We start from the raw sequence: 26,540 nt of genomic DNA, 5'->3' as shown, positions 1-26,540 counted from the left end.
TCACTCCGCAGCCTGGTTCGGGACGGGTTCGCCGACGCGTTCGCATCGGATCTGCCTGCGGCGCCGGCGGGTCGCCAGTTCGTCCGCGCTGCCATCGCCATTCAGCAGCACACCATAGATGTCGTTGGCCGCCTTGGCGGACACCTTGCGGGCCTCGACGTCGCGGGCAACGAGAACCGCATCGCGCAGGAGCGGATCACCGTAACCGCCGCCGCCCTGCCAATGGGTGTAGTAGACATCCTGCTCGCCCAGATGCGTCTCCAGATGCGCTTCCAGAATGTCGGCGGTGCCGCCAGCCTCCTCCAAGGTCGCGGGAATACGTCCGGCCGCGAAGAGTTCAGCGACACGGGCATTGCGCTTGAGAACATCATATTGGGTGCCGGCAGGATAGCCGCCGCTGATGCCGGTTGCCTGCGGCAGCGCCTTGCCGGTGGCTGAGACGACCAGATGCACGCCCCCGATCGGGGAATCATGCGGGATGAAGCAGCTCGATCCGCCCATGCCGCCGCGAAAACGGCCCGGTCCGCCGGAATCCGTTTCCTCTCGCCGCCACAGATAGAGCATGGGGAAGCTGAATTCGTTGATCTCGACATCGGCGACGCGGCCCATCGGGATACAGTTGAGACCACCGGTATCGACCCCGTCCTGATCGACACGGGCGCCGAGGCCCCCGGCCATGGAATCGCAGATCATGGTCACGAAGGGGTTCCCGCGCTGGTCGAGCCCGGCGAGCACGGCGAGGTCCCAGGTACCGCAGCACACGCACATCAGCGATTTGCGGTGCTCGGGATGCACATCGAGCATGCCCGCGACGCATTCGGACACCACGTTCTGCGTCGCCCAGGCCGAAGCCACCGAGGCCTTGCCAATGCCGGCCGGGAAGTTGCAATTGTTGATGGTGCCGGGCTCACTGACGATCTCGAGGCAGCGATAGAGGCCGCCCGGCGACCAGGGAATGTCGCCGCACAGCATGGTCAGCACGATGGGCATGATGCCGCCGCGAAGGCCAGCGAAAGTGCAGTTGGCAAAGCCCTCCGTTTCCTTGTCGGTGCCGGTGAAGTCGAACTTGAGGCTATCGCCCTGCTTGGTCATGGTCAGCAGGATCTTGTAGAGATTCCGGTCGCTGTGGCGGAAGGAATCCTGGTGGGCAACGCCGCTCCACGTGCCATCCGGCAGCGCCTGCAGCTTGGCACGCAGCCGCGCCTCGGCATCGTTCATCATGCGCTTCATCACCGCCTTGACGGTGAGCGCGCCATATTTGGCAATCAGGGCGGCGAGGCGCTCCTGGGCGATGTTGTTGGCACCGATCTTGGCCCGCAAATCGAGAGCAATCAGGCGCGGCACCCGGGAACGGCGCAGATACATGTCCTCGATGTCGGAGCGGATACTGCCGCCCTCGACGATCTTCACCGGCGGGATCGGCGTCGATTCCCAGAAGACGTCGCGCCCCTCCACCGACCAGCTTCCCGGCGAGACACCGCCGAGATCGACCTGATGGCAGACGACGGCGGTCCAGGCGAATACCTCGCCGTCATGGACGAGCGGGGCAAAGACGGTGACATCGTTCTGGTGCAGGCCGCCGCCAACCCAGGGATCGTTGCACAGGAACATGTCGCCGGCCTGGAAGCCAGGCTGCCTGGAGCGGTTCTCCAGCGTCCATTTGACCGCCATGTCGACGGAAGCGGCAAGCTGGGTGTTGTAGAGCCCGACGACGACGGAATCGCCGCATTCGTCGAGAATGGTCGCGCCGAAATCGTTGCAGTCCGTCACCACGACGGAGCCCGACATGCGCTTGAGGCCGTCGCCCATCTCTCCGGCGACGGCGGCGAGGCGGTGGCGGATGACCTCATAGGTCAGGGGATCGACGGCCTCGATGTCCTTGTCCGTCACCTGGTGCAGCTTCGCGCCCGATGCGAGCTTTCGGGTCTCGTCGGGTGCCTTCGGCTGATAGGCGAAGCGCTCCGACCCTGCGATTTGAATGAGCGGCATGGTTTTCTCCCCCTCAGCCCTGTTCCGCGACGCGAATGGCGAGATTGCCATAGGCGTCCACCACGCCGTCAAAGCCTTCCGGCAGCGCGACGGTGGTGGTCGGTGTCTCCACCACGGCCGGTCCCGTCAGTTTCGACCCGGCGCCCAGGCTGCGATAATCGTAGATCTTGGTGTCCTGCCAGCCCTTGCGCGTATCGAGGAACACCTTGCGCATCGAGAAGGGAACCGGATCGGCGGTCGCGCTTTCATGCGCGGCGAGATCGGCCCGGATCGGCAGGATGCCGATAGCGCGCACCCGGTAGGTGATGATCTGCAGGCCGGCGTCGCTGAACCCGGCACCCTTGCCGTAGATGCGTTCATAGAGCTGCTCGAAGCTGGTGCCGATGCCGGCGATCTCCGCCTCCCCGAGCGGCCCACCCGGCACCGGAGTGGTTACCTCGGCCATCTGCATGGTGTAGCGCAGCTCGGCTTCCCGCTCATAGACCACATTGGCAAAACGCAGCTTCTGTTGGACCAGGCGTTCGGCGAGCTCAGCTTCGAGCTTGCCGAAATTGCCGTTGAGCGTGGCCGGCTCGATGGGGAAGTTGCCCGGATCCGACATTTCCGCGGTCAGCACGATGTCGGAGGAGGCGAGCCCATAGGCCGAAAACACCGCGGCGGTGGAGCCGAGCGGCACCACCACTTCCGACACGCCGAGATCGGCCGAATAGTTGACTGCATGGACCGGACCTGCGCCGCCAAAGGAATAGAGCACGAAATCGCGCGGATCATGCCCGCCATTGACCACGACGCTGCGCACGAGATCGGCGGTCTGGGCATTCTGGATGGCGTAGATCGCGGCGGCGCCCTGCTCCACGGTCAGGCCGAGCGGTTCGGCGATCCTGGTACGGATCGCTTCGGCTGCGAGGTCCTTGGACAGTTTCTTGCGGCCACCGAGAAAGTTGTCGCCATTGATGATGCCGAGCACGAGATCGGCATCGGTGACGGTCGGCTCCTGCCCGCCCTCGCCGTAGCAGACCGGACCGGGGCGGGCGCCGGCGCTGCGGGGGCCGACACGCAGATTGCCACCGCCGTCGATCCAGGCGATCGCACCGCCGCCGGCACCGATGGTGCGGACATCGACCATCGCGGTGTTGATCTGATGCTGGTGCAGCACCGTGGTCGTCGTCGTGCTCGGCTTGCCGTCGCGCACCAGTCCCACCAGGAAAGTGGTTCCGCCCATGTCGGTGGAAATGATGTTCTTGTGGCCCAGGCGCTCGGCCAGGCGCAGGCAGCCGATCACGCCGCCGGTGAGCACCGAACCCAGCGTACTGACGGCGTGTTTGGGCGCATCGGCCGCCTGCACGCAACCACCTGAGCCCTGCATGACCAAAAGGGAGCCCTCGAATTTCTTGGCGCGCAGTTCTTCCTCGAGCGGGGTGAGATATCCCTTCAGCACTGGGCCGATCTGCGTGTTGATGATGGTGGTGGCGCTACGGGTGTACTCGCGGATGCGCGGGCTGGTCTCATGCGACAGGGCGACATAGAGCTCCGGCGCTTCTTCCTGGATGAGCTCGCGAATGCGCCGCTCGTGCACCGGGTTGCGGAAAGCCCAGAGCAGCGAGACGGCAATCGCCCGCACGCCGTCATCGCGCAGCTTCCTCACCGCGGCACGGACGCCCTGCTCGTCGAGGGGAACGATGACTGCGCCCTTGTGGTCGATGCGCTCGTCGATCTCGATCACGTCGCGATGCGGCACCAGCGGCGCGGGCTTGTTGGTGCGCGAGATGTTCTGGACGGCGCTCGGACCGAGCCCAGCATAGCGCCCTTCCAGATTCATGATGCGGATGGAATCAGCATGGCCTCGAGTGGTCAGGAAGCCGACACGCGCCACGTCGCCGGTGACGACGGCGTTGAGCGTAGAGGTGGTGCCGTGAACGATGTAATCCGTCTTCGATAGAAGGTCCTCCACACTGCTTCCGACCGTGTGTGCCAGTTCTCCAAGGACGTTGATGAAGCCGCGCGAAAAGTCAGGCGGCGTCGAGTGGGCCTTGGCGGAGACCAGCACGCCATCCGTGCTGGCCAGGAAGCCGTCGGTAAAGGTACCGCCGGTATCGACGCCGATTACATATGTCATGGATCCTCCCTTTGTGTTGTTTTTGGTTAGGCAGCACCGTCACGCGGAAGCGAAACGCGCGTCCCCTGCTTGGTTGTCAGCACACAAAACTGGAATGCGGCCGGGTTTGTCCTGAAGGTTTCGCCTTCACTCTCCGCCTGCCTTGAAGGCCCGCGGATACTCCCTGGCTCATTAAACAGTATACATAAATTCAGTATGCTGTCAATATGGTCGCGACGCTCTGCCGGCGCCGGCTCACGCCCTCACCCCTTCGGCAGTACGATGTTGATGGTCTTGGTCTCGGTATAGCCCAGCATCTCTTCGATGCCTTCCTCGCGCTCCACGCCCGAGCTTTTCATGCCGCCGAAGGGAACGCCAATGAAATGCGCCGAAGAACCGTTGATCCAGGTGTGGCCGGCGCGGATCTTGCGTACCATCCGCAAGGCGTCGTTGATGTTGTTGGTCCACACCGCCGCCGTCAGGCCGTATTCGGTACTGTTGGCCTTCTCCACCGCCTCGTCGAAGCCCGTCCACTTGCCAACCGACAGGATCGGGCCGAACACTTCCTCCTGCCACAGCCGCATGCCCGGCTCGACATCGGCATAGACGGTCGGCTCGACCCAGTAACCCTTTTCGAACATCGGACCATAGGGACGCTTGCCACCGGTCATCAGGCGTGCGCCATCCGTCTTGGCGCTCTCGAAGAAGGAAAGCACCTTTTCCAGCTGCACCCGCGAATTGACGGGCCCCATGCCGGTATCGGGCGATTGCGGGTCACCGAGCCGGATCGCCTTGACCTTGTCGACGACACGCTCCAGCACGGCGTCGTAGATGTCGGCATGCACGAGGAGACGGCTGGTTGAACCGCAGGATTGGCCCTGCCACGCGAAGTTCATGCCACGGACCGCTGCATCGGCAATCCGATCCGGATCGACGTCCGGAAAGGCAATGAAGGGATTCTTGCCGCCCAGCTCCAGGCTGACATGCTTGACGCCGACCTCCGCTGCCGCGCGCTGGATGGCCCGCCCCGTCTGCGGCGAGCCGATGAAGGCGATGCGCTTGATCAAGGGATGCTGGACGAGAGCGTTGCCAACGACCCGGCCGTCTCCGGTGACGATGTTGAAGATTCCGGGCGGTAGCGCCTCCCGCGCAATCTCCGACAGGATCATGGCCGAGAGAGGGCTGGTTTCCGGCGGTTTGACCACGACGGCATTGCCGGCGGCCAGCGCCGCCGCAGTCCTCGCCACGGCAAACATCAGCGGGTGATTGAAGGGGGCGATGCGCACCACCACGCCATAGGGCTCGCGCAAAGTGAGGTGCAGATTTTCATGCGTGGAGGGGATCGTCGCGCCCTTCAGCTCATGGGCGAGACCAGCATAATAGTCGAGGCTGTCGACCGCGAAGCCGACGTCGCCGCGCATGGGCGTGACGGTGTTTCCGGTATCGGCGACCTCGACCTTGAGGATCTCCTCCGAGCGCGCCAGCAGGGCCTTGCCGAAGTCGCGCATCGCGCGGCTGCGTGCCAGCGGCGTGAGCGCGAACCATTCGAGCCAGGCGGCATCCGCCGCCCTGACAGCACGGTCGACATCCCCAACCGTCGCGCGCGGCACGCGGCCGATGACCTCTTCCGTTGCTGGGTTGATGGACAGGTCGAACTCGCCGCTGCTGGCATGAACGAGCTCGCCGCCGATCAGCATGCGATCCGCCTGGGTAACGTAGTTCATCGGATAGTGCTCCTCCCGTTCGACGGACCCGTCAGCAGGCCTGCCTTTGTTCTTCACCATTCCGCCTGTCGATCCATGAAGCCGGGACCCTTGCAGCCCTGCCATCTCGCAGGCTGCGCCACAGGCACCCCATGACGACATGGCACATGGTTCATTCGATAATTGACAGTATACGGATTATCAGTTAACTGTCAATTATCGAATACCCGACCGGGCACTACCGGGATCGCACCGCCCGAGGCCATCTGCCCAAGGCCGCACGATCATCCGATGCCGTACGGACCGCACCGGTTCCAGTGAACAAGCCAATGGAGAGGAGACACCGAAAATGCAGCACAAGACCGTCATTGCCGGCGCGGGAATCGGCGGCCTGGCAGCTGCGCTCGGCCTCGCCCGCAAAGGCCATGCCAGCATCGTGCTCGAGCGCGCTCCGGCGCTGGGCGAAATCGGCGCCGGCATCCAACTCGGCCCGAACGCCTTCCACTCCTTCGACTATCTGGGCGTCGGCGACGCCATGCGCAAACTGGCGGTTTATGTCGACCGCCTGCGTATGATGGATGCCCTGACGGCCGAGGAGATTGCCTCGATCGACCTGACCGAGCCATTTCAGAAGCGCTTCGGCAATCCCTATGCCGTCATCCACCGCGGCGACATGCACCGGGTTCTGGTCAATGCCTGCCGCGCCGATCCGCTCATCGACCTGCGCACCGGCTGCAGCGTGACCGGTTACGAACAAGACGGAACCGGTATCATGGCCCTGCTCCAGACCGGTGAGCGCATCGCCGGCAGCCTGCTGATCGGAGCCGACGGGCTATGGTCCAACATCCGTACCCAGCTCGTCGGCGACGGCGCTCCCCGGGTGACGGGCCATACGACCTATCGAAGCGTCATTCCCACCGAACAGATGCCGGAAGACCTGCGCTGGAATGCGGCAACGCTCTGGGCGGGCCCCAAATGCCACATCGTCCACTATCCGCTATCGGACTGGAAAAGCTTCAACCTCGTCGTCACCTACCACAACGACGCGCCGGAACCGGTTGCCGGCAAGCCGGTCAGCCAGGAGGAGGTGCTCATCGGCTTCCAGCATGTCCATCCTCGGGCGCAGGATATCATCCGTCACGGCAAGGACTGGAGGTTGTGGGTGTTGTGCGACCGCGATCCGACCGACAGGTGGACGGAAGGACGGGTCGCGCTCCTCGGCGATGCCGCCCATCCCACCCTGCAATATATGGCGCAAGGGGCCTGCATGGCGCTGGAAGACGCGGTCTGCCTGTCCGACGAAATCGCCGCCCATCCCGATGATCACGAAGCCGCGCTCACCTCCTATCAACGTCGCCGCGTGACCCGCACCGCCCGCATCCAGTTGATGTCGCGCGAGGTGGGCGATCACATCTACCATCCCGCCGGCGTCCATGCCCGATTGCGCAACGAGATCATGGCCGCCAAATCGCAGGAGCAATGGTACGACGCCCTGCAATGGCTGTATGGCGCCAACGGCCTTGGCGTAGCGTCGGCCCCACAACCTGTCGCGGCGGCCTGACCGCCTCGCACCGATCCAGCTTCACAACAATGCTTCGAGGACCATCCCATGTGTGTCGATAAATCCCACGCTTTCGAGGATGCCGCCGGCGCCATCGTCGCTGACCAGGCAGGCGCCGGAGCAGCCCCGTCACCGACACTGGTCGAGGACCTGGTCAACGCCAACCACATATTGTTCGATCAGGGCGTCGTGGACGCCTTCGGCCATGTCAGCGTGCGCCACGATCGCCGCCCGGACCGCTTCCTGCTCGCGCGCAACATGGCGCCGGGACGGGTGGCGGCCGAGGACATCATCGAATTCACGCTCGACGGCGAAGCCGTCAACGCCGAGGGGCGGCGTGTCTATCTCGAGCGCTTCATCCATGGCGAGATCTATCGCCGCCGCCCCGACGTGATCGCCGTGGTCCACAGCCACTCACACGCGATCGTGCCCTTGAGCGTGTCGAAATCCACAAGGCTGCGAGCCTTGTTCCACATGGCCGGATTCATCGGCCAGGCTGCCCCCGTCTTCGAGATCCGCGATGCGGGCGGCGACAGCACCGATTTGCTCATCAGCAACAACGCGCTCGGCCGCGCGCTCGCCGAACAATTCGACGCCAGCGACATCGTGCTGATGCGAGGCCATGGCTCGACAGTCGTCGCCCAATCGCTGCCGCAAGTCGTCTACCGGGCTGTTTATGCCGAACTCAATGCCCGCTATCAGCTCGAAGCCAGTCGTCTTGGCGATGTGACCTATCTCAGTGAGGGCGAAGGGCGCACGGCCGCGCAGAATATCGAGGCGCAAGTGCACCGGCCCTGGGACCTATGGGTCGAGCAGGCGAAGGCACGTCGCAAAGGGAGCTGACGAACGTCGATTTCGGACGATGGATGGATTGGCGAGGCGGCCGGCGTTCGCCCGTTACCAATCTGCGTTCGGGGCCTTGCCTGGTAGGCTGCTTTGATTTGCCTTGGCCGATGATTTAACTATCGTCCGGCGGAAATTGGGTAGCATTTCGATGACAGAACTCTATGGCATGCCGGGACACCTGATCCGGCGCGCGCAGCAGATATCGAGCAGCATCTTCGCCGAGGAGTGCGATGGCTTCAATCTGACGTCGGTGCAGTTCGCGGCGCTGTTCACCATACGCGCCAATCCGGGCCTGGACGCGACCCGGCTCTCGAGTCTGATCGCCTTCGATCGCTCCACCATCGGCGACGTGCTCGAGCGTCTTGAGGCGAAGAAATGGATTCGGCGGCGGGCCAGCCCGAGCGACAAGCGAGCCAAGCTGCTCTACCTCGCGCCGGCTGGCGAGAAACTCCTGAGCGACGTCGAGCCGGCCGTCCGCCGTGTGCAGGAACGCCTTCTCGCTCCCCTGCCGCCGGAGAGCCGCGCGACGATGATGCGCTTGCTGACTGAGCTCGTCAGCCTCCATAACGATAATTCGATCCCCTGAACGCGCTTTCCTAATCCGTGTCCGCCGACCATCGTGATGGAGCAAAGCGTTTTCAATTTAATTGACAGTATACATAATATATGTATACGTACTAAAATAACCCAACCGAATTGGGCAGGCTCGCCAAGCCATCACCGGACAAATCGGTCGTGAAGGCGATCTTGCAGGGCGGTGCCACCCGATTTCGGCAATTTTCAAAGAACGATTCCGGCCGGCTCCCTCGCGGATAAAGACCGGCAATTCGGGGAGAAACGAGACCATGGCGAGCCCTTCGCTCAACGTTTCGCGGCTGATCGACGAAAGGCCGATCAGCGGGCTGCAGATCGCGGTGATCGGCCTGTGCGGCCTGATCAACTTCTTCGACGGCATGGACACCCAGTCGATCGGCGTGGCGGCGCCGTTCATCGCCAAATCACTGGGCCTGACCATCCCCCAGCTCGGCCCCGTCTTCTCGGCCGGCCTGCTCGGCGCAGCTCTTGGCGCCATCGGCTTCGGCGCTATCGCGGACAGGGTCGGCCGCAAGCGCCTGTTGCTGATCGCCGCGGTGCTCATCGGCGTCTTCACCCTGCTCACCGCCTTCGCCCAGTCTTTCAACTGCTTGATGCTTTGCCGTTTCCTCGCTGGCATCGGCCTGGGTGGCGCCACGCCCTGCTTCATTGCGTTGACTGCCGAATATACGCCGGAGCGCCACAGGGCGACCTGTGTGACGCTGATGTGGTCCTCCTTCCCGCTCGGGGCGATGGCCGGTGCCTTCATCAATTCGCGGCTGATCGAGCATTTCGGCTGGCAGATGATTTTCTATATCGGCGGCATGCTGCCGCTGGTGATTGCCGTCATCCTGGCGATTTGGCTACCGGAATCACTGAAATTCCTGATCGCACGCCGCAATGACACGGCCGCGGCGCGACGCATCCTCAGGCGCATGGGTCTTGCCACCGTCACCGACAGCACCGTGCTGACCGCCGACGGCGACAAGACCGAACGGGCCTCCTTCGGCTCGGTTTTCCGCGGAGGACGCGCGCTCGGCACGCTCCTCCTCTGGGGACCCTTCTTCACAGGGATGGGCGTGCTGACCCTCACCGTGCTGTGGACGCCGTCCCTGATGGGCATGAACGGCATCTCGCCAGCGGACGGTGCCTTCGTCGTTGCCTTCAACGGTCTCGGCGCCTTCTTCGGACAGGCCATTGCCGGCCGCTGCATCCAGCGGTTCGGCATCATCCCGACCATGGTGCCGGCCTTCATCCTCGGTGCAGCCGCCACGGTCGGCCTGGGCTACAGCGTAGCGTCCGTGCCCTCGGCCGCCTTGTGCATCGGCCTCGTCGGCCTGTTCCTCGGCATCGGTACGGCCGGCGCCATCGCCATGGCCGCAGAAGTCTATCCCACCGCCATTCGTGCCACCGGCGTCGGCCTGAGCATGGCGGTCGGGCGGTTCGGGCAGGTCTGCGCCCCCTATTTCGTCGGCCAGATGCTCGCCATCGGAGCTCTGCCCAGCGTGATCATGATTACCGCCGCCGGCGCGGCCATCATCGGCGGCATCTTCGTGCTCTTCTTCAAGCTGTGGCTCTCGCACAGACCTGCCACGGCCGCCTCCGAACTGAAGGCGGCGTCCTGACATGGCCATCGTGACCCCCGTCCAGGATGCCGGCACCTATGACTTCGTCGTCGTGGGAGGCGGCTCTGCCGGATGCGTGCTGGCGCACCGCCTGACCGAGGGCGGCGCCAGCGTATTGCTGCTCGAGGCCGGGCAATGGGACCGCGATCCCCTCATCCATATCCCTGTCGGCATCGGCAAGATCTTCCCGCAACGCTTGCACGACTGGGGCTATTTCATGGAGCCAGATCCCGGCATCGACGGCCGTGGCATCGAATGCGCCCGTGGCCGGGTGATCGGCGGCTCGTCCTCCATCAATGTGATGGCCTATGTGCGCGGCCATCGCAGCGACTATGACCGCTGGGCGCAATCGGGCCTCGACGGCTGGTCCTATGCCGATGTGCTGCCCTATTTCCGCCGTTCCGAAACCTGGGAAGGCGGCGGCGATGCCTATCGCGGCGGCGAGGGTCCGTTGCGTGTGCAAAGGACCCGCTATCGCGACGCCATTCTCGGCGATTTCATCGAAGCCGGCCGCCAGGCAGGCTATCCCGTGACGAAGGACTACAATGGCGCACAGCAGGAAGGCTTCGACTACGTCCAGGAAACCATCCACGCTGGCAGACGCAACAGCGCCGCGACCGCCTATCTACGCCCCGCCCTGGGCCGGAAGAACCTGCGCGTCATCGTCAGCGCCCGTGCCGATCGCATCGAAATGGCGGACGGCCGCGTCACCGGTATTCACTTCAGCCAGGGCGGTCGCCCCCAATTTGCCCAAGCGCGGCGCGAGGTCGTCCTGGCCTGCGGTGTGATCAATTCGCCCAAACTGCTGATGCTCTCGGGTATCGGCGGCCCTACGCATCTGGCCGGGCATGGCATAGCGGTGAAGGTTGCCAGCCCCGGCGTCGGCAGCAATCTGCAGGACCATCTTTCGGTCATGGCGACCTACCGCCGCAAGAGCCCGAGCCTGTTCCAGCGCGAAATGCGTTATGACCGCCTCGCCGTTGCCATGCTCAAATCGCTGCTGCGCAAGGACGGCTTTGCTTCAGACGTGCCGATCGGCGCGACCGCCTTCCTCAAGACGCAGCCGGACCTGACAGCCCCCGATGTCCAGTTCCTGTTCCTGGCGGCGCCCTTCCCTGCCCGGCCCTATCTGCCGCCCTTCACCAGACCGGTGCCGGATGGCTTCGGCTGCCGCGTCGCCCTGCTGCGCCCTGAGAGCACCGGCTCGATCACGCTCAGCTCAGCCGATCCCGAGGCCAAGCCGCACATCACGCCGAACTTCCTGACCTCGGAGCGCGACCGCGACACGCTGCGCGAGGGGCTGCGCATCCTGCGCAGGACGATGAACCAGCCGGCGATGGCACGCCATATCGTCCAGGAAAACGCGCCGGGCGCTGCCGCCCAGGACGACAACGCGCTGGATGCGTTCATCCGCGCGACGTCTGTGACCGTGCATCACCCGGCGGGAACCTGCCGGATGGGCGCCGCGCAGGATGCGCGGCGCGTCGTCGACGGGCAGTTGCGACTGGTCGGCGTGGACGGGCTCAGGATCGTCGATGCCTCGGTCATGCCGGACCTGGTGGGCGGCAACATCAACGCGGTCGTGATGATGATCGCGGAAAAGGCGGCCGACATGATGCTGGGCAGGCCCGCCTTGGCCCGCGCCGCCGATGCGTATGAACAAACCGTCGTTGCATGAAGAAAAAACGGCGATGCCACGCAGCTTCGCCGGTTTTTTGATGATTTAGTCCGTAATTATTTGCCTGCCCGGGGCAGTAGAGTTGGGGAGGCCGAGGCGCCATCATGCCTCCCAGTCGGGCTGCTTCCTCGGATGGGCGTCGGCGAAGGCGGGAAGCGCCTCGCAGGCGGCATGAACGGCCAGGAGGCGCGGCATGGCCGATAGATCGGCGCCGAAGCGCTGGGCCGAGAAAACCTGAGGCACCAGGCAGACATCGGCTAGGCCGGGAGCCTCCCCGAAGCAGAAGGTGGAAGGCGCGCGACGGGCAAGCAGCGCTTCGCAGGCGGCAAGGCCATCGATGATCCAGCGCTGGCACCAGCCATCCAGCGCCGCCTGATCGGCACCGAAGCCGGTCTTCAGATAATCGAGAGCGCGAAGGTTCTGCAGCGGATGGATATCGCAGGCGATGACCTGCGCAAAGGCGCGCACCTCGGCACGCAGGTTCGCATCCTCGGGAACCAGCTTCAGCCCTGGCTGCGTTTCGTCGAGCCATTCGATGATGGCAAGCGACTGGGTGAGGCGGAAGTCGCCCTCCTCCAGTGTCGGCACCAGCGCCTGCGGATTGAGGGCGCGATAGGCCGGCGCCTTCTGCTGTCCGCCATCCCGGCGCAGATGCACAGACGTGAAATCATAGGTCACGCCCTTGAGGTTGAAGGCGATGCGGCAGCGATAGGCCGAGGACGAACGAAAATAGCCGTGAAAGCGGATCATTCCGCTGCCCCGATCGTGAGCTCGATCGGGTCGAGACCGCCGATGCCGCCGGTGATGATGTCTCCGGCCACCACGGCACCGACGCCGGCCGGCGTTCCGGTCATGATCAGGTCGCCGGGCTGCAGATGGTAGTAGTGCGAGAGATGGCTGACGATCTCCTCCACCTTCCAGATCAGGTCCCTGAGATGGGCCTCCTGCTTGATCTCGCCATTCACCGCCAGATGGATGCGCTGGGGTCCGATGGCGGCGAAATCAGCGACCCTGGTGATGGGGGCGAACACGGCGGATTGCTCGACATCCTTGCCGAGATCCCAGGGGCGCTGCTTGGCACGCGCTTCGAGCTGGAGATCGCGGCGCGTCATGTCCAGGCCGCACGCATAGCCATAGATGGCCTTCTGCGCCGCGGCGACGTCCGCCTTGAAGACCGGCGCGCCGATGGCAATCACCAGCTCCATCTCGTAGTGGAAATTCGACGTGCCGGGCGGATAGGCGACCACCGCACCACTCTGCTCGGCGGTCAGCGCCGATTTGGTGAAATAGAACGGCGCCTCGCGATCCACCTCCACGCCCATCTCGGCGGCATGGGCAGCGTAGTTGCGGCCCACGCAGAAAATGCGGTGAATGGGATAGGCGGCCGTCTCGCCCTTCACCGGCACCGTCGGCCAGGCGGGCGAAGGAAACAGGTTCGCACTCGTCATCGGATTCTTCCCTTGCTGTGATGTCGCCTGCCCTCAGGCTCGGAATTCGAGCGGCAGGTCGCGCAATCGTGCCCCATTGTCCAGTTCAAGGGCTCCGTGCCAAAGTCGGCGTGCCCGTTCCATCGCCGTGCCCCGCAAAGGCCGTGCGTGCCCCTCAACATCGGCCACAAGCGCCTCCCAGGCGGCACCCGGCAGATCGCGCCAGACCACGTTGAGATGCACGGCCGCGTGGTCGAACAGATGACGCAGGGCTCGGGCGGGCAGCGTGGCGCCGAGCTCGATATCCTCGATCCGCCCTGCCTCGTCGTCATAAAGGGGTGGGACCGCCTCGCCTGCTGTCGCCGCCTCCATCTGCCGGCTCATCGCCCGCGCCTGATAGGCGACGTCGCAGATGACATGCGCGCGGGTCCAGCCGGGAACGCGGGATGGCGCGTAGAGCGCGGCGTCCCCGAGTTCGCTAAGCTTGCGGGCGAAATAGGCCGTGCCCAGCCGCGCCAGCCGCAGATCTTCCGCCGGCGCTTCCGGCGCATCGTAGCGCGCTCCGAGCCCCTGCCGCTCCTGCAGGGCTCGGCGGGCGGCGTCGAGGTCGCTCATCGCTCCCCGTCCTCGACCAGCGTGCGATCAAAATTCAGGCGCTCGATGATGGGTGCGTCCGAAAAGCGGAACAGGTCGAACCGGGTTTCGGCCTGCAGCGACCAGGCAATCCAGGAGGGAACCACGAAGATGTCGCCCTTTTCGAGCTTGTGCGTCACGCCGCCCATCACCACCGCGCCGCGACCGTCGAAGACCTGGAACACCGAGGAACCGACCTCCCGCCGCACCGCCGTCTCCACGCCTTCGCGCAGGCGATGGAATTCGGCGCGGATGGTCGGCATCACGTCCCCGCCGGTGGTCGGGTTGACATAGCGGATCGCCGCGTGACCCTGCTCCACCGTGGCCGGCTGGCCCTCCTCCTCGAGCAGCAACTGCTCGGTGAGCGCTCGGTCGGTATAATCCCAACGATAGGCGCCGATGGGCGAGGAAACGGTGTTTTGCAACCCCGACAGCGGGCGCAGGCCCGGATGGCACCACAGCCGCTCGCTGCGCGAGAACTGCGGCGTGGCGTAGTCGGTCACGCGCTCCGAACCGAATTCGAAGAAGCCGACATCGTTCTGGTAGGAGAAGGGAATGTCGAGGCCGTCGATCCAGGCCATCGGCTGGTCGGTCTCATTGTGATGGCCATGGAAGTTCCAGCCCGGCGTCAGCAGGAAATCGCCCCGGCTCATGCGCACCGGGTCGCCATTCACCACCGTCCAGACGCCCCCGCCCTCGACGACGAAGCGGAAGGCGTTTTGCGAATGGCGATGTTCGGGTGCGGTCTCCTTTGGGCCGAGATACTGGATGGCACACCAGAGCGTGGGCGAGACATAGGCCTCGCCACCGAGGCCGGGATTGGCGAGCCCGATAGCGCGGCGCTCGCCCCCGCGGCCAACCGGAACGAGGGCACCCGAGGCCTGCGCCAGCGGAAACAGATCCGACCATTTCCACACATGCGGCACCGCCTTCGGACGGGGATGGCGCGGCATCAGCTCGCCAAGCTGCGTCCAGAGCGGATTGAGGTGCTGGTCCTTGAAGTCGGCATAAAGCTGGCGCAACGCCGGCGTGTCTTCAGGCTGCATCGCATTGGCCATTGTCGTTCCTCCCGATGAAAATAGTACGTATACTTACTATTTGATTTTGTCAATGGTTGTCGCGCATACGGAGCGCTGCTAAAGCGTTTTGCGATGTGGCGGTCACGCCAAGAATCGCAAAGACGCTCTAGCCAATTCGTTGGATTGGCTTGGAACCAAAGAGCTAGAGCAAGCAAGCATTGCCGTCTCAACGCGCTTTGCTCGAGGAAGCGGATATGGCGTTCATTCACCACCTTCCCGGGCACCTGATCCGGCGGCTGCATCAGCTTTCCGTCGCGACCTTCACGCAGAAGACACAGGAAGCCGGTTTCGATCTGACCCAGCTTCAATTCGCCGTGCTGTCCGTGCTGGCGGAGAATCCGCAGATCGATCAGGCCACGCTGGCCACGCTTGTCGACATGGACAAGGTAACGATCGGGGATGTCGTCTCGCGGCTGGAGGCGCGCCAATTGATCCGCCGCCTCGTCAAGGCATCGGATCGGCGCGCGCGCATCCTGACGCTGACCCCAAGCGGCAAGGCCCTGCTGGAAGAGGTGCGGCCTCTGGTGGTCGCAATTCAGGCAGAGATCCTGCGCACCTTGACGCCCGAGGAGCAGACTGGCTTCCTGGCTCTGGTCACCAAAATCTGCGGACCGTCGACCTGAGAGTGCCGCAGCTCAAACGACAATCGGCCGCACCGGACTCGATTGACCGCGCCGAAAAAGGCCGAGTGCCTCCGATCGCGGCGCTCTCAGCGCGCTCGATGGCAAAGCACCCGCCTCATACTGGCGACCCTGCCCTATTTCTTGCTGGGCAGGAGCGCGACGGCTGCCTCCGCTGTCAGCAGGCGGAAGGTCAGGCTTTCCTGGAAATAAAGCTGGACCGATGTCGCCGAATGGCTGGCATAGCCGATCGAGATGTCCTGGCCCACGGACAATTCGAAATCACCGCCTCGCGTCGTCAGCACCAGCCCGCCCTCGATCGCCGGTGCCCAGATAATTCCCCCCTCCACCAGGCGCTCGACATGCTCGAAGACCGGATAGCCGTCATCACTGCCGCCGGTGGCAGCCGTATAGGCATCGGCTCCCAGGACGAGCGCATAGGGTCCGTCCACCCCCGCCAGCCGCAACTGGCTCACTGCCTGTGCGACGATGTCCGGATAGCTTTTCACCTGGGCCGGCAGCGCCAGCGCCGGATTGGAGAGGCCCTGACGGATGCCCTCGATCCCGGCCGCGGCAAAGCCATCGAAGACCGCGCGATCCTCGGCAAAGGCGAGCTTGCGCGCCGCTTCCTTCACCGACGACCAGTCCGAATCCGCCGCACCCCGCTCGACATCGTCGATGGCCTGGCGTGCCAGCTCGAAGGGAACGCGCAGTTCCACCAAGGCCTTCACCTCCCGCTGGGCGGCTTGAACCCCCTCGCCCGGCCCTGCAAGCGGAAGGATATGACCGGTTCCCACCGCCGATGTCGCCAGGCCCTGCGGGCCCTCGACGTCCACCACACGACGGCCGGCCAGATGGCGCTTGAGGGTGCGCGTCGCCTCCTCCTCGATCTGCGCCCAGGCGCCGTCGGAGATCGGTGCCAGCTCCCGATGAAGATTATTCATGGCCTGCTTCCTTCTTGAGCGATCCAATACCGAGCGAGCCGTCACCGCCAGCCGGCCGCGAACCAGGGCTTTGCGCAGGCTCGATATCTGCGGGAACCGGTTCGGCCGTCGCCGGCGCGGCAGCATCGGCCGCCACATCGTCCAGGAACGTCGCCGACGGCACGAAGAACAAGGAGCCGGTCACCGCCCGGCTGAAATCGAGCAGCCGGTCGTAATTGCCCGGCGGCCGGCCGACGAACATGTTCTCGAGCATCTGCTCGATCCGGCTGGGCGAGCGGGCATAGCCGATGAAATAGGTGCCGAACTCACCCTTGCCGACGTCGCCAAACGGCATGTTGTCGCGCAGGATCTCCAAGGCCTCGCCATTCTCCTCGATCGAGGTCAGGACGTTATGCGCGTACGGCGCCTTGAGCGCATCGTCCTGCTCGATGTCGGACAGCTTGGCGCGCCCGATGATCTTCTCCTGCTGCTCGACGGGCACCTGGTTCCAACCGGTCAGATCGTGCAGATATTTCTGCACGATCACATAGCTTCCACCGGCGAAGGCGCCGTCCTCCTCGCCGATGAGGGTGGCATCCACCGCCGCCTGGTCGACCGGGTTCTCGGTACCGTCGACGAAGCCGATCAGGTCGCGGTCGTCGAAATATTTGAAGCCATGAACCTCGTCGCTGCCGGCGACGGCGTGCCCGATCCGCGCCATGATCTGCGTCGCCAGTTCGAAGCAAAGGTCCATGCGCCGGGCGCGGATGTGAAACAGGATGTCCCCCGGGGTCGAGACCGCATGATGGACGCCGCGGATCTCGCGGAAGGGATGCAGATCCCTCGGCCGGGGCGCTCCGAACAGCCGGTCCCATAGATCCGAGCCCAGGCCCATCACGCAGGACAGCCGCCCCTCCAGGTCCCGGAACCCCACCGCCCGCAAAAGCCCCGACAGATCCGCGCACAGCGCCCGGACCGCCGCCTCCAACTCCCCGCCGGGCTTGACGGTCACCACCAGGAAAATGGCTGAACGCGAGAGGGGAGCAACGACCGGCTGCGAAATGACGGGTGGCAAACTCGACTCCATCATCAATTCATTATGCGGCGAGCAAGCACGAAGGCCGCCAAAGACTCAAGACGATGCCTCACCATATCCCGAGCCTCATTCACAGCGGGGTGCCGAATCTCGACCGTCTGCAGCGGATGCCGGAGCGGCTTCTCTTATCTGCACCTTGCCGAGATCGATGTGAAGAAGGTTACGGCACTCTTCTTTGATAATCTGCAACGATCCTCACACCGGCCGGGTCTGGACGATATGTCTGCGCCGAGGCGCCTGGAAAGACAAACCATGCAAACATGGCGTCTGCCGCCTGTCGGCAGCGCGGCGATGCTCATGACAGTCCTGGCGGATGCAGACGCGGTCTGCCATCCAGCGTCGATGTACGTCCGGTCACAGAAGGAACTGTTGCTCCCTATCGCGGGCGCAGTTTCGTCGCTATCATCATACCGATGCAGCGTCGGCCGGAATTGCGCGGATAGTGTCGACGCGGGGCATGGTGATCTATTTTCGGTAAGACCTTTGGATATGAGCGACGATACAAGACAGCTTTTCAGGCAAAGCGTCGACGTTGAGAGCAACGAACTGCCCGACGGCTATGTCGTCTATGACCGGGAGCGCGACAAGGTCCATTTCCTCAATATTACGGCGGCTATATTGTTCGAACTGTGCGACGGAAGAAATACCGTCGCGGCGATGGCAGAATTCCTGCAGAAGCATTTCGAATTGCCCTATGTCCCGACGGCGGAAGTGGAAGGCTGCCTGGCGGATTTGCAGGCCCAAAGGCTGATAGAACACGCCCAGGCTGAAGCCGTTTAGGAGAGTTTCAAAGTGGCAGTCCGATCCAAAGGCACGACCTCGGCGCGAAGCGCCTGTCCGTCCGTGCTGGTGCTCACGCCCGTCAAGGATGCCGTTCCGCACCTCGACCGCTATCTCGGCCTGCTCGACAGGCTGGATTGGCCGAAATCGCGCTTGAGCATCGGTCTCCTCGAAGGTGACAGCGTGGACGGTACCTGGGACAAGCTCCAGGAACTCAAGCCAGGCTTGTCGGCGCGCGCAAGACGCCTGTCGCTGTTCAAACGCGACCATGGTTTCAAGATTCCGACGGGCGTGCATCGCTGGGCACCCCAGATTCAGCTCCTGCGCCGCCAGATTCTGGCGCGGGCCCGCAATCAACTTCTGTTCCGGTCCCTGCGCGACGAAGAGTGGGTTCTCTGGCTCGATGTCGATCTCGTCGAATATCCGCCCGACGTCCTGCGCCGCCTGATGGCGACGGGATTCGAGATCGTCCATCCCCACTGCGTGACCAGGCCGGGCGGGCCGACCTTCGACCAGAATGGCTGGCGGGAGCATGGCAGCAAGATGCTGTGCGACCTGCGGGAGAGCGAAGCCGTCCGTCTGGACGCGGTCGGTGGAACGATGCTGCTGGTCAAGGCGGACCTGCATCGTGACGGCCTGATCTTTCCGCCTTTTCTCTACGGCCGCAGCAATCCGCGGATCCGTCCCCAGCATCCGATCTGGGGACAGGGAGAGATCGAAACCGAAGGCCTCGGCATCATGGCCCAGGATATGAACGCCCAGTGTTGGGGGCTGCCCAACCTGGAAATCCTGCACGCAAACGGCTGAACGCCTGTTGGCTCAGCCCGTCCCTGTGGTTCTTGCCGGTCATCGCGGCAGATCGGGGGGCAGCACCCCCGTGAGAGCCAGCAGCCCGGCAAGGGATGACGGCTCCCGGGAGTCGGGCTCATAGACGCAGGAGGCCGCCAGGATCGCCAGGCTCAGAATGCAAATCATGATCCGTTTCATTGGAAGCCTCGCCGGGCGCGGCGATGCCGCGCCCTCTCGGTTGGGTGTGGAAGACGCAACGTGACGGTAAGCTCGCTTCCTCAGACGAGGGCGAGCTCCACATCGATGTTGCCACGCGTCGCCTTCGAATAGGGGCAGGTCTGGTGAGCTTCCTCTACGATGGCCTGCGCGAGCTCGCGATCGAGGCCGGGCAGGCTGACCTTCAGGCGCGCCTGCAGGAAATAGGCGCCCTCGGTGGTGCCGAGATCAACTTCAGCATCGACAGCCGTATCGGTCGGGAGCTTCAGCTTGCGCTTGCCAGCCGCAAGGCCCATGGCGCCGATGAAGCAGGCCGACCAGCCCGCCGCGAACAACTGCTCGGGATTGGTGCCTGGCTGGCTGCTGCCGGGAGGCGACAGCTTGATGTCGAGCCGGGCATCCTCGCTGCGTGAAGCCCCGTCACGGCCGCCGGTGGTGTGGGTCCGGCCGGTATAGAGAACCTTGTCGATCTTGGTCATGATACACTCCTGTCCATCTTGGGTTGTCGATACCGCCACCTGCGGCATCGGAAAGACCGGAGTGTCTTGAAGGGGGCGTTTGTCCGCCATGTTTCCGAAAACCCAGGAAGTGTAACAAACGGTAGTTTCCGGGGAGATCGACATGCAGGCATACCGCAATGCCGGAAAGCCTTGGAGAATGCTCCGGCAGTCAGCGGATGACGACTTCCGCCGCCAGCCCCCCGCCGTCGCGATTATAGAGCCGGACCGCACCGCCGATGGTGCCGGCCAGTTGCTGGGCGATGGCAAGGCCGAGGCCCGTGCCACCGGTCTCGCGATTGCGGGACTGTTCCAGCCGGAAAAAGGGCTGCATGGCAGCCTTCAACATGTCTTCCGGGATGCCGGGCCCGCGATCCATCACCGTGATGACAATGTTGCCCTCGGATCTGCGCTCCACGCCAATCTCGGCGGCACCGGCAAATTTCAGCGCATTGTCGATGAAGTTCGAGAGGATGCGCCGCAGCGCATGCGGCTTGGTCGATGCGACGCCGTCGACACAGCCAACCACCGTAACGGCCTTTCCGGTATCTTGATAGTCGTAAGCAATGCTGTCGACGAAGGAGACAAGGTCGATGCGCGCCGCTTTCTCGCCGCTGCTGTGCGAACTGCGTGCATAGGCGATGCCGTCCTGGACCAGACGTTCGATTTCGCGAAGATCCCGCACCAGCTTGTCCTTTTCCACTGAACTCATCGGCCATGTCGGCCCGCAGGCGCATGCGGGTGATCGGGGTTTGCAGGTCATGGGAGATCGCGGCGAGAATCTGGACACGCTCTTCGAGATAGTGAGCGATGCGCTCAAGCATTGCATTGAAGGCTCGGGCCGCATGGGCGACTTCGCTCGGGCCGGCCTCGCTGAGCGGGACGCTTTTCGCATTGGGATCGAGGGCGTCGGCCGCCGCCGCGAGTTCACCGAGCGGGCGGATGGCCTGCCTGACGGCAAACCAGGTACAGAACAGCAGGAGCGCCATCTGCAGCATCAGCACGTAAGGAAGCCAGTCTGCGATCGGCATGACGCCGCGCGGCGTGATCTCGATGGTCAGGGGGCTGCCGTCGCTCAAGGTCAGATGGGCCTGCAGGCGGTTGCCCTCACCCGGTATGGCTTCGATGCGCAGGGGGAAACGGGAACCGGCTGCACTCTCCAGTTTGGCCGCGATCTCCTGGCCATGGCTGGAGGTGTTGGGCACACCGGGAAGGCCCGGCCCCAGCGCGAGGTTGTAGTTGCCGCGGCTCAGCCAATCCAGCAACTCAGGCCTTTCGCTCGCCGGCGTCCGGTCGAGAACGGCGATCGAGGTCGCTACATCGTTTTCCAGCGTGCGCAGCATCAGCGCCTTCGCCGACATATAGCGTTCGGCGTAGAGGACACCGAACGACAGGCCATAGGCTATCGCCAGGCCTGCAAGCAGGATCAAAAACAATCGGGCGCGAAGGCTCTTGGGCCACCACAGCGGGCGGAATGCGCCGTCCACCATCATGGCCGGGGCTCCGAGATCTCCACGGGAACGGAGAGAACATAGCCTTCGCTGCGTACGGTCTTGATGTAGGTCGGCTCGCGCGCGTCATCGCCGAGTCGCTGGCGCAGACGACTGACCAACAGGTCGATCGAGCGGTCGAACAGGTCGGCATCGCGGCCTTGCGTGAGGTTCAGGAGTTGATCGCGGTTGAGGACGCGCTGGGGATGGTCGATGAAGACGCGCAGCAACCGATACTCGGCCCCGCTCAGCGCGATTTCCGTGCCCTGCCTGTCGAGGAGATGGCGGCCGACGGTGTCGAGCCGCCACTCGCCGAAAGTCAGAAGCTGGCCGGCCTCGCTGATCTGCAGATTGGGCGGCAGCATGCGGGTTCGCCGCAGGACGGCGTTGATGCGCGCCAGCAGTTCGCGGGCGGCGAAGGGCTTGGGCAGATAGTCATCGGCGCCCATTTCCAAGCCGATGATGCGGTCCATCTCGTCGCTGCGGGCTGTCAGCATCAGGATCGGTATCGCCTTATGCTTTCCGGCCCGCAATTCGCGGCAGAGCACGAGGCCATCCTGGCCCGGCATCATCACGTCGAGCACGATCAGGTCGACCGTATTGGCGTCGAGGAAACTGCGCATCTGGCGTCCATCGGCAGCGGCCGAGGCACGAAGGCCGTTCTTCTTCAGATAGCTCGATACCAGATCGCGAATTTCGCTGTCGTCATCGACAATCAATACGTGGTCGACATGTTCCATGCCTGAACTTCCTGCTTGCGCCAGTCACTCATACCTGCGCTCGAAAATGCCGACGCATTCGAGCCGGGTATTACATCGCAACACCATGTCTTCTAGAGCAACGTCTTCTAGAGCAATGCGCGTTTTGTTGAAAACGCGCATTGCGCCAATTCGTTGTTTCCAAGCCAATCCATCGGATTGGCTGGAGCGTCTCGGCGATTCCTGGTGACACCATCAAATCGCCAAACGCTTTTGGCTGCTGGAAGTCTCATACGAGAAGCAGAAATCAGGGCCACGGCAATGCGAAATTAGGCCAACGCGATGTATCCTGGATGTGTCCCTCGCCGGCGCCCATTGCATATGGATGTAGGATCCGGCGGGCGCGGATACGTTCCGATACAATCGAGGCTCTATCGGTCACTTCTCGGGTTTTGTGTCGTCGTGTCGCCACCAGAGCCCCGGCCTACACGCCGGTACAATCGCCCAAGGCCTCGGACACATTCACGATACGCGCGCACGCCACATCAGCCTCCTTGCTCGTCGGGCCTCCCTGCCATCGTGGGCCCGGCACTCCGTTGCACAGGAGACAATGATGGTTCTTCTAGCCATTGCCTATTTCGGCGGCGTGCTGACCATTCTCAGCCCCTGCATCCTGCCTATTCTCCCCTTCGTCTTCGCCGGAACCGGGCTGCCTTTCCTCCGCGGCAGGCTGCCCATGCTTGCCGGCATGGCCGGCAGTTTCGCACTGGTTGCGACACTGGCGGCTGTCGGTGGGAGCTGGGCCATCCAGGCCAACGAGTTCGCGCGCCTGGCTGCGATCGCGCTTCTGGCCCTCTTCGGCCTGAGCCTGATCTCGCCGCGCGTCGCCAACGCGATCACCCAACCGATCGTCGAGTTCGGCAACCGGTTGCACGGCGCTTCAGCGGCCTCAGGCAAGCGGACGGCCGCCAGCTCGCTCGTCCTCGGTGTGGCGACAGGCCTGCTCTGGGCGCCCTGTGCCGGCCCGATCCTTGGCCTGGTGCTGACCGGCGCGGCCCTGCAGGGCGCCAATGTCGAAACGACGCTGCTGTTGCTCGCCTATGCGGCCGGTGCCGCCACCTCGCTGGCCGGCGCCCTTCTGGTGGGCGGCAGGCTCCTTGCCGCCATGAAGCATTCGCTCGGCATCGGCGAGCGCATTCGGCAGGGTCTGGGCGTGGCAGTGCTCGTTGGCGTCGGCACCGCTGCCCTGGGCTTGGACACCGGCGTGCTGGCGCGGCTCTCCTATGCCGGTACGGTAACCATCGAGCAGGCCATCCTCGACAGGCTGCATGTGGATCCGCGAACCGCCGTGGCGTCCAGCCTCGCCGCCAGCGGCATGCTGATCGCGAGCGTCAAGGCACAGACACCCTTCCGCAGCGATCTTCCCGTCGAGGGCCAGGCTCCCTCGCTCGACGGCGCCGTTGCCTGGCTCAACTCGCCGCCGCTCAGCACGGAGCAATTGCGCGGCAAGGTGGTGCTGGTCGATTTCTGGACCTATTCCTGCATCAACTGCATCCGCACCACGCCCTATATCCGCGCCTGGGCGGACAGGTACAAGGATCAGGGCCTGGTGGTGATCGGCGTTCACGCCCCCGAATTCGCCTTCGAAAAGAAGCTCGACAATGTCAGGCAGGCGGTCAAGGATTTCGGCATTGGCTATCCCGTGGCTGTCGATAACGACTATCGCATCTGGCGCGCCTTCCAGAACAGCTATTGGCCGGCCTTCTACCTGATCGATGCCCGCGGCCAGATCCGCTACCACCATTTCGGCGAGGGCAATTATCGCCAGACCGAACAGGCGATCCAGGACCTCCTGCGGGAAGCCGGCAGTGACGGGCTGGCGAAAGAGGCGGTCGCGCCCGCGGCGAAGGGAGCGGAGGCCAGTCCCGACCTCGGCAATCTCGGTTCGCAGGAGACCTATCTCGGCTACAGCCGCGCCGATAATTTCGCCTCGGCCGAGCGCGTGTCGCCTGACGCGTCGCGTGACTATTCGGTGACGGATCCCGGCCTGAACCAATGGGGCCTGTCGGGCACCTGGACCGTCGGTCCGGAAAAAGCGGTTCTCGACAAGGCGGGCGGTGGCATCGCTTATCGCTTCAGCGCCCGCGACCTGCACCTGGTACTCGGTCCCGGAGTCGGCGGCAAGCCCGTCCGTTTCCAGGTCACCGTCGACGGGAAGGCGCCCGGCCCCGACCACGGAGCCGATATCGATGCGCAAGGAAACGGCCTGGTCAGAGAAACGCGGCTCTACCAGCTCGTGCGCCAGTCCGGCGGGGTGGCGGCGCGGACATTCGAGGTCCGCTTCCTCGACCCCGGCGTGGAAGCCTATGCCTTCACCTTCGGATGACGGCTTCTGCTCCAACCGCCATCCGCCCGTCCGGAACGCACAGCTCCCTGTATCGAGACGGCCGGGCATCGATACGGCGGTGAAAGCGGTGCATCCCTTCAAAATTTTTCTTGAACATTCGTTCCCGAATATTTAGACGATCGATATGGGAAGACTACGGGAATTCGACACCGACACCGCGCTCGACGCCGCGATCGGCGTGTTCAGGGAACATGGGTTCGAGGGCAGTTCGGCTCAGATGCTCGTCGATGCCATGGGCATCGGCCGGCAAAGCCTCTATGCTGCCTTCGGCGACAAGTGGCAGCTCTATTGCTCGGCGGTGCGCCGCTATGGGCTGGGAGAATGCTCCGCCCATTTCGATGCCCTGCGGAGTGGTGTACGCGCCATGGACGGCATCAAGGCGATGCTGCGCCGGGTGGTCGACACCGCCGACCAGGCCTGTCTCGGCACCGGTTCGGTCTGCGAGTTCGGTGCTTCCCGCGCCGATCTCGCCGAGATCAACGCTTCCTTGGCCAGAAGCCTGGGCGGCGTCCTTGCCGGCCGGATCCGCGACGCGCAACGCGAAGGCGATGTGGCCGCCGGTCTCGATCCGGAAAGAACGGCCGAGTTTCTGATCGCCAGCATCGCCGGCATTCGTATCGCCGGGCGCAGCGGCGCCGACCATCGGATTCTGACCAGCCTGGCCGACATGGCCTTGAGGGCTCTGCGCTAAGCTTTTTTTGCACAATTCAGGAACGATCATTCAATATAGGAGTCAATCAATGAAAGCCGTCGTCATGAACGGAATCGGCGGAAGCGACAGGCTGAGCCATGTCGAGCGCGCCGAGCCGGCACCTCGTCCCGGCGAAGTTCTGGTCGAGGTCGCCTTTGCCGGCGTCAACTTCATGGATGTCGGTGTCAGGCAGGGCATGGCCTGGACAGAAATCCCAGATCCCAAGATTCTGGGCGTGGAAGGCGTCGGCCGCGTCCTGGCATGGGGTGATGGTGTCGCGGACTTCAAGCCGGGCCAGCGCGTCGCCTGGGTCTATGCACCGGGCAGCTATGCGGAGCGGATCGCGATCCCGGCCAGCGCGCTGGTGCCTGTACCAGACGCGATCGATGACCGAACGGCCGCTGCGATCATGATGCAGGGGCTCACGGCCAGTCACTTCGCCACCGACTTCTATCCGGTCCAGCCCGGCGACACTGCTTTCGTCCACGCAGCGGCCGGTGGCGTGGGGTTGCTACTGACACAGATCATCAAGCTGCGGGGCGGCAAAGTCATTGGGCGGGTTTCGACGCCCGACAAGGTGGCCATGGCCAAGGCAGCCGGGGCCGACCATGTGATCGTCGACGCAGAAGGGCGGTTTGCCGGGGATGTCCTGCGTCTGACCAAGGGAGAAGGCGTCTCTGTCGTCTATGACGGTTCGGGTCCCACTACTTTCCAGGGCTCGCTCGACATAGTGCGCCGGTCCGGCACGTTCTGCTGGTATGGCCCGGTTCTGGGCGGCCCCGGCCCGCTCGACATCATGAGCCTGCCGAGGAGCATCAAGATCGGCTACGCCGTCTTTTTCGATCATATCCACACGCCCGAACTGCTGCGCAGGCGTTCGACCCAATTGTTCGACTGGCTGGCCGAGGGCAAGCTCGAGGTTCGGGTCGGCGGCGAGTATCCACTGGCGGACGCAGCCAAGGCCCATGCGGACATGGAGAGCCGCAAGACCACCGGCAAGCTGCTGCTCGTCCCTTAAACGCCGGGAGCGCCGTCTTTGCCGAAGCTCCGATCGGACCGGTCCCGAGGGCGCTGGCATCTTGATCTTCCCTTGTCGGGCCGCTCCATGCTTTGCTTGGCCGAAT

Annotated in this window: 23 protein-coding genes and 1 pseudogene; 11 read left to right on the top strand and 13 right to left on the bottom strand. The window is 64.1% G+C overall.

Annotation, left to right across the window (positions count from 1 at the left end):
• The 3 genes from ACR9ZN_RS02205 to ACR9ZN_RS02195 form a co-directional block, all read right to left on the bottom strand.
• Positions 1–1,989 (bottom strand): hydantoinase B/oxoprolinase family protein, encoded by a 1,989-nt coding sequence (locus ACR9ZN_RS02205; protein WP_481271240.1) that lies wholly within the window; start codon positions 1,987–1,989, stop codon positions 1–3.
• A gap of 13 nt (positions 1,990–2,002) precedes the next feature.
• Positions 2,003–4,105, bottom strand: coding sequence for a hydantoinase/oxoprolinase family protein (locus ACR9ZN_RS02200; RefSeq protein ID WP_454818212.1), 2,103 nt, complete (start codon positions 4,103–4,105; stop codon positions 2,003–2,005).
• Between the two features lie 242 nt (positions 4,106–4,347).
• Complete coding sequence (locus tag ACR9ZN_RS02195) at positions 4,348–5,808, bottom strand: aldehyde dehydrogenase family protein (RefSeq protein WP_454818214.1); 1,461 nt, start codon at positions 5,806–5,808, stop codon at positions 4,348–4,350.
• 328 nt (positions 5,809–6,136) lie between these two features.
• On the opposite strand from ACR9ZN_RS02195, the gene ACR9ZN_RS02190 reads away from it, so the two are divergent.
• The 5 genes from ACR9ZN_RS02190 to ACR9ZN_RS02170 all read left to right on the top strand — a co-directional run bounded on the left by ACR9ZN_RS02190 (position 6,137) and on the right by ACR9ZN_RS02170 (position 12,070).
• A complete protein-coding gene (locus tag ACR9ZN_RS02190) occupies positions 6,137–7,348 on the top strand; it encodes a 3-hydroxybenzoate 6-monooxygenase (RefSeq protein WP_454818216.1) in 1,212 nt (403 codons plus the stop codon).
• A 48-nt stretch (positions 7,349–7,396) separates the two neighbouring features.
• Positions 7,397–8,191 carry a class II aldolase/adducin family protein gene (locus ACR9ZN_RS02185; RefSeq protein ID WP_454818218.1) on the top strand — a complete coding sequence of 265 codons (795 nt, stop codon included), beginning with the start codon at positions 7,397–7,399 and terminating at the stop codon, positions 8,189–8,191.
• A 151-nt stretch (positions 8,192–8,342) separates the two neighbouring features.
• Positions 8,343–8,780, top strand: coding sequence for a MarR family winged helix-turn-helix transcriptional regulator (locus ACR9ZN_RS02180; protein WP_434960970.1), 438 nt, complete (start codon positions 8,343–8,345; stop codon positions 8,778–8,780).
• A 259-nt stretch (positions 8,781–9,039) separates the two neighbouring features.
• Positions 9,040–10,392: an MFS transporter gene (locus ACR9ZN_RS02175; protein WP_481271239.1), complete on the top strand. Its 1,353-nt coding sequence runs from the start codon at positions 9,040–9,042 to the stop codon at positions 10,390–10,392.
• 1 nt (position 10,393) lies between these two features.
• Complete coding sequence (locus tag ACR9ZN_RS02170) at positions 10,394–12,070, top strand: GMC family oxidoreductase (RefSeq protein WP_481271238.1); 1,677 nt, start codon at positions 10,394–10,396, stop codon at positions 12,068–12,070.
• Between the two features lie 102 nt (positions 12,071–12,172).
• Here ACR9ZN_RS02170 and maiA read toward each other — a convergent pair whose 3' ends face one another.
• From maiA to ACR9ZN_RS02150, 4 genes are read right to left on the bottom strand one after another with little or no spacing between them, the layout of a single operon-like run.
• Entirely contained in the window at positions 12,173–12,820 is a 648-nt protein-coding gene (gene maiA, locus ACR9ZN_RS02165) for a maleylacetoacetate isomerase (RefSeq protein WP_481271237.1), read from the bottom strand.
• The gene (locus ACR9ZN_RS02160; protein ID WP_481271236.1) at positions 12,817–13,518 is read right to left on the bottom strand and encodes a fumarylacetoacetate hydrolase family protein; all 702 of its coding nucleotides are present in this window, start codon (positions 13,516–13,518) and stop codon (positions 12,817–12,819) included. The genes maiA and ACR9ZN_RS02160 overlap by 4 nt, the downstream gene beginning before the upstream one ends.
• A gap of 33 nt (positions 13,519–13,551) precedes the next feature.
• The gene (locus ACR9ZN_RS02155) at positions 13,552–14,112 is read right to left on the bottom strand and encodes a maleylpyruvate isomerase N-terminal domain-containing protein (RefSeq protein ID WP_481271235.1); all 561 of its coding nucleotides are present in this window, start codon (positions 14,110–14,112) and stop codon (positions 13,552–13,554) included.
• The gene (locus tag ACR9ZN_RS02150; protein WP_481271234.1) at positions 14,109–15,188 is read right to left on the bottom strand and encodes a cupin domain-containing protein; all 1,080 of its coding nucleotides are present in this window, start codon (positions 15,186–15,188) and stop codon (positions 14,109–14,111) included. The genes ACR9ZN_RS02155 and ACR9ZN_RS02150 overlap by 4 nt, the downstream gene beginning before the upstream one ends.
• A gap of 215 nt (positions 15,189–15,403) precedes the next feature.
• On the opposite strand from ACR9ZN_RS02150, the gene ACR9ZN_RS02145 reads away from it, so the two are divergent.
• Positions 15,404–15,832 carry a MarR family winged helix-turn-helix transcriptional regulator gene (locus ACR9ZN_RS02145; protein ID WP_454818231.1) on the top strand — a complete coding sequence of 143 codons (429 nt, stop codon included), beginning with the start codon at positions 15,404–15,406 and terminating at the stop codon, positions 15,830–15,832.
• A 134-nt stretch (positions 15,833–15,966) separates the two neighbouring features.
• On the opposite strand, the gene ACR9ZN_RS02140 is transcribed toward ACR9ZN_RS02145, so the two are convergent.
• Positions 15,967–16,773 carry a family 1 encapsulin nanocompartment shell protein gene (locus ACR9ZN_RS02140; RefSeq protein ID WP_481271233.1) on the bottom strand — a complete coding sequence of 269 codons (807 nt, stop codon included), beginning with the start codon at positions 16,771–16,773 and terminating at the stop codon, positions 15,967–15,969.
• The gene (locus ACR9ZN_RS02135) at positions 16,766–17,839 is read right to left on the bottom strand and encodes a Dyp-type peroxidase (protein WP_481271937.1); all 1,074 of its coding nucleotides are present in this window, start codon (positions 17,837–17,839) and stop codon (positions 16,766–16,768) included. Before ACR9ZN_RS02135 ends, ACR9ZN_RS02140 begins: the two co-directional genes overlap by 8 nt.
• Before the next feature lie 159 nt (positions 17,840–17,998).
• Between ACR9ZN_RS02135 and ACR9ZN_RS02130 the strand changes: the two genes are divergently transcribed.
• Together ACR9ZN_RS02130 and ACR9ZN_RS02125 are read left to right on the top strand one after the other, a co-directional pair.
• Positions 17,999–18,628 carry a PqqD family protein gene (locus tag ACR9ZN_RS02130; protein ID WP_481271232.1) on the top strand — a complete coding sequence of 210 codons (630 nt, stop codon included), beginning with the start codon at positions 17,999–18,001 and terminating at the stop codon, positions 18,626–18,628.
• Positions 18,629–18,640: 12 nt separating this feature from the next.
• The gene (locus ACR9ZN_RS02125; protein ID WP_454818236.1) at positions 18,641–19,435 is read left to right on the top strand and encodes a glycosyltransferase family protein; all 795 of its coding nucleotides are present in this window, start codon (positions 18,641–18,643) and stop codon (positions 19,433–19,435) included.
• Positions 19,436–19,474: 39 nt separating this feature from the next.
• On the opposite strand, the gene ACR9ZN_RS02120 is transcribed toward ACR9ZN_RS02125, so the two are convergent.
• The 4 genes and pseudogenes from ACR9ZN_RS02120 to ACR9ZN_RS02105 form a co-directional block, all read right to left on the bottom strand.
• A complete protein-coding gene (locus ACR9ZN_RS02120; RefSeq protein ID WP_481271231.1) occupies positions 19,475–19,603 on the bottom strand; it encodes a hypothetical protein in 129 nt (42 codons plus the stop codon).
• Positions 19,604–19,695: 92 nt separating this feature from the next.
• A complete protein-coding gene (locus ACR9ZN_RS02115) occupies positions 19,696–20,112 on the bottom strand; it encodes an organic hydroperoxide resistance protein (protein ID WP_481271230.1) in 417 nt (138 codons plus the stop codon).
• A 190-nt stretch (positions 20,113–20,302) separates the two neighbouring features.
• Positions 20,303–21,623 (bottom strand): annotated as a pseudogene (locus ACR9ZN_RS02110) (ATP-binding protein).
• Entirely contained in the window at positions 21,620–22,360 is a 741-nt protein-coding gene (locus ACR9ZN_RS02105; RefSeq protein WP_434960983.1) for a response regulator, read from the bottom strand. The pseudogene ACR9ZN_RS02110 and the gene ACR9ZN_RS02105 overlap by 4 nt, the downstream one beginning before the upstream one ends.
• 571 nt (positions 22,361–22,931) lie before the next feature.
• On the opposite strand from ACR9ZN_RS02105, the gene ACR9ZN_RS02100 reads away from it, so the two are divergent.
• The 3 genes from ACR9ZN_RS02100 to ACR9ZN_RS02090 all read left to right on the top strand — a co-directional run bounded on the left by ACR9ZN_RS02100 (position 22,932) and on the right by ACR9ZN_RS02090 (position 26,434).
• Positions 22,932–24,704: a cytochrome c biogenesis protein DipZ gene (locus ACR9ZN_RS02100; protein ID WP_481271936.1), complete on the top strand. Its 1,773-nt coding sequence runs from the start codon at positions 22,932–22,934 to the stop codon at positions 24,702–24,704.
• Between the two features lie 145 nt (positions 24,705–24,849).
• Positions 24,850–25,416 (top strand): TetR/AcrR family transcriptional regulator, encoded by a 567-nt coding sequence (locus ACR9ZN_RS02095; protein WP_481271229.1) that lies wholly within the window; start codon positions 24,850–24,852, stop codon positions 25,414–25,416.
• 49 nt (positions 25,417–25,465) lie between these two features.
• Positions 25,466–26,434, top strand: a complete 969-nt coding sequence (locus ACR9ZN_RS02090; protein WP_481271228.1) for a quinone oxidoreductase family protein — start codon at positions 25,466–25,468, stop codon at positions 26,432–26,434.
• The last annotated feature ends 106 nt before the right edge of the window (positions 26,435–26,540 follow it).

It is taken from the genome of Labrys sp. HAY1-8F, from assembly GCF_056754975.1.
The sequence above is the reverse complement of the archived record's forward strand: the minus strand, read 5'-3'. Positions and strand labels throughout refer to the sequence as shown.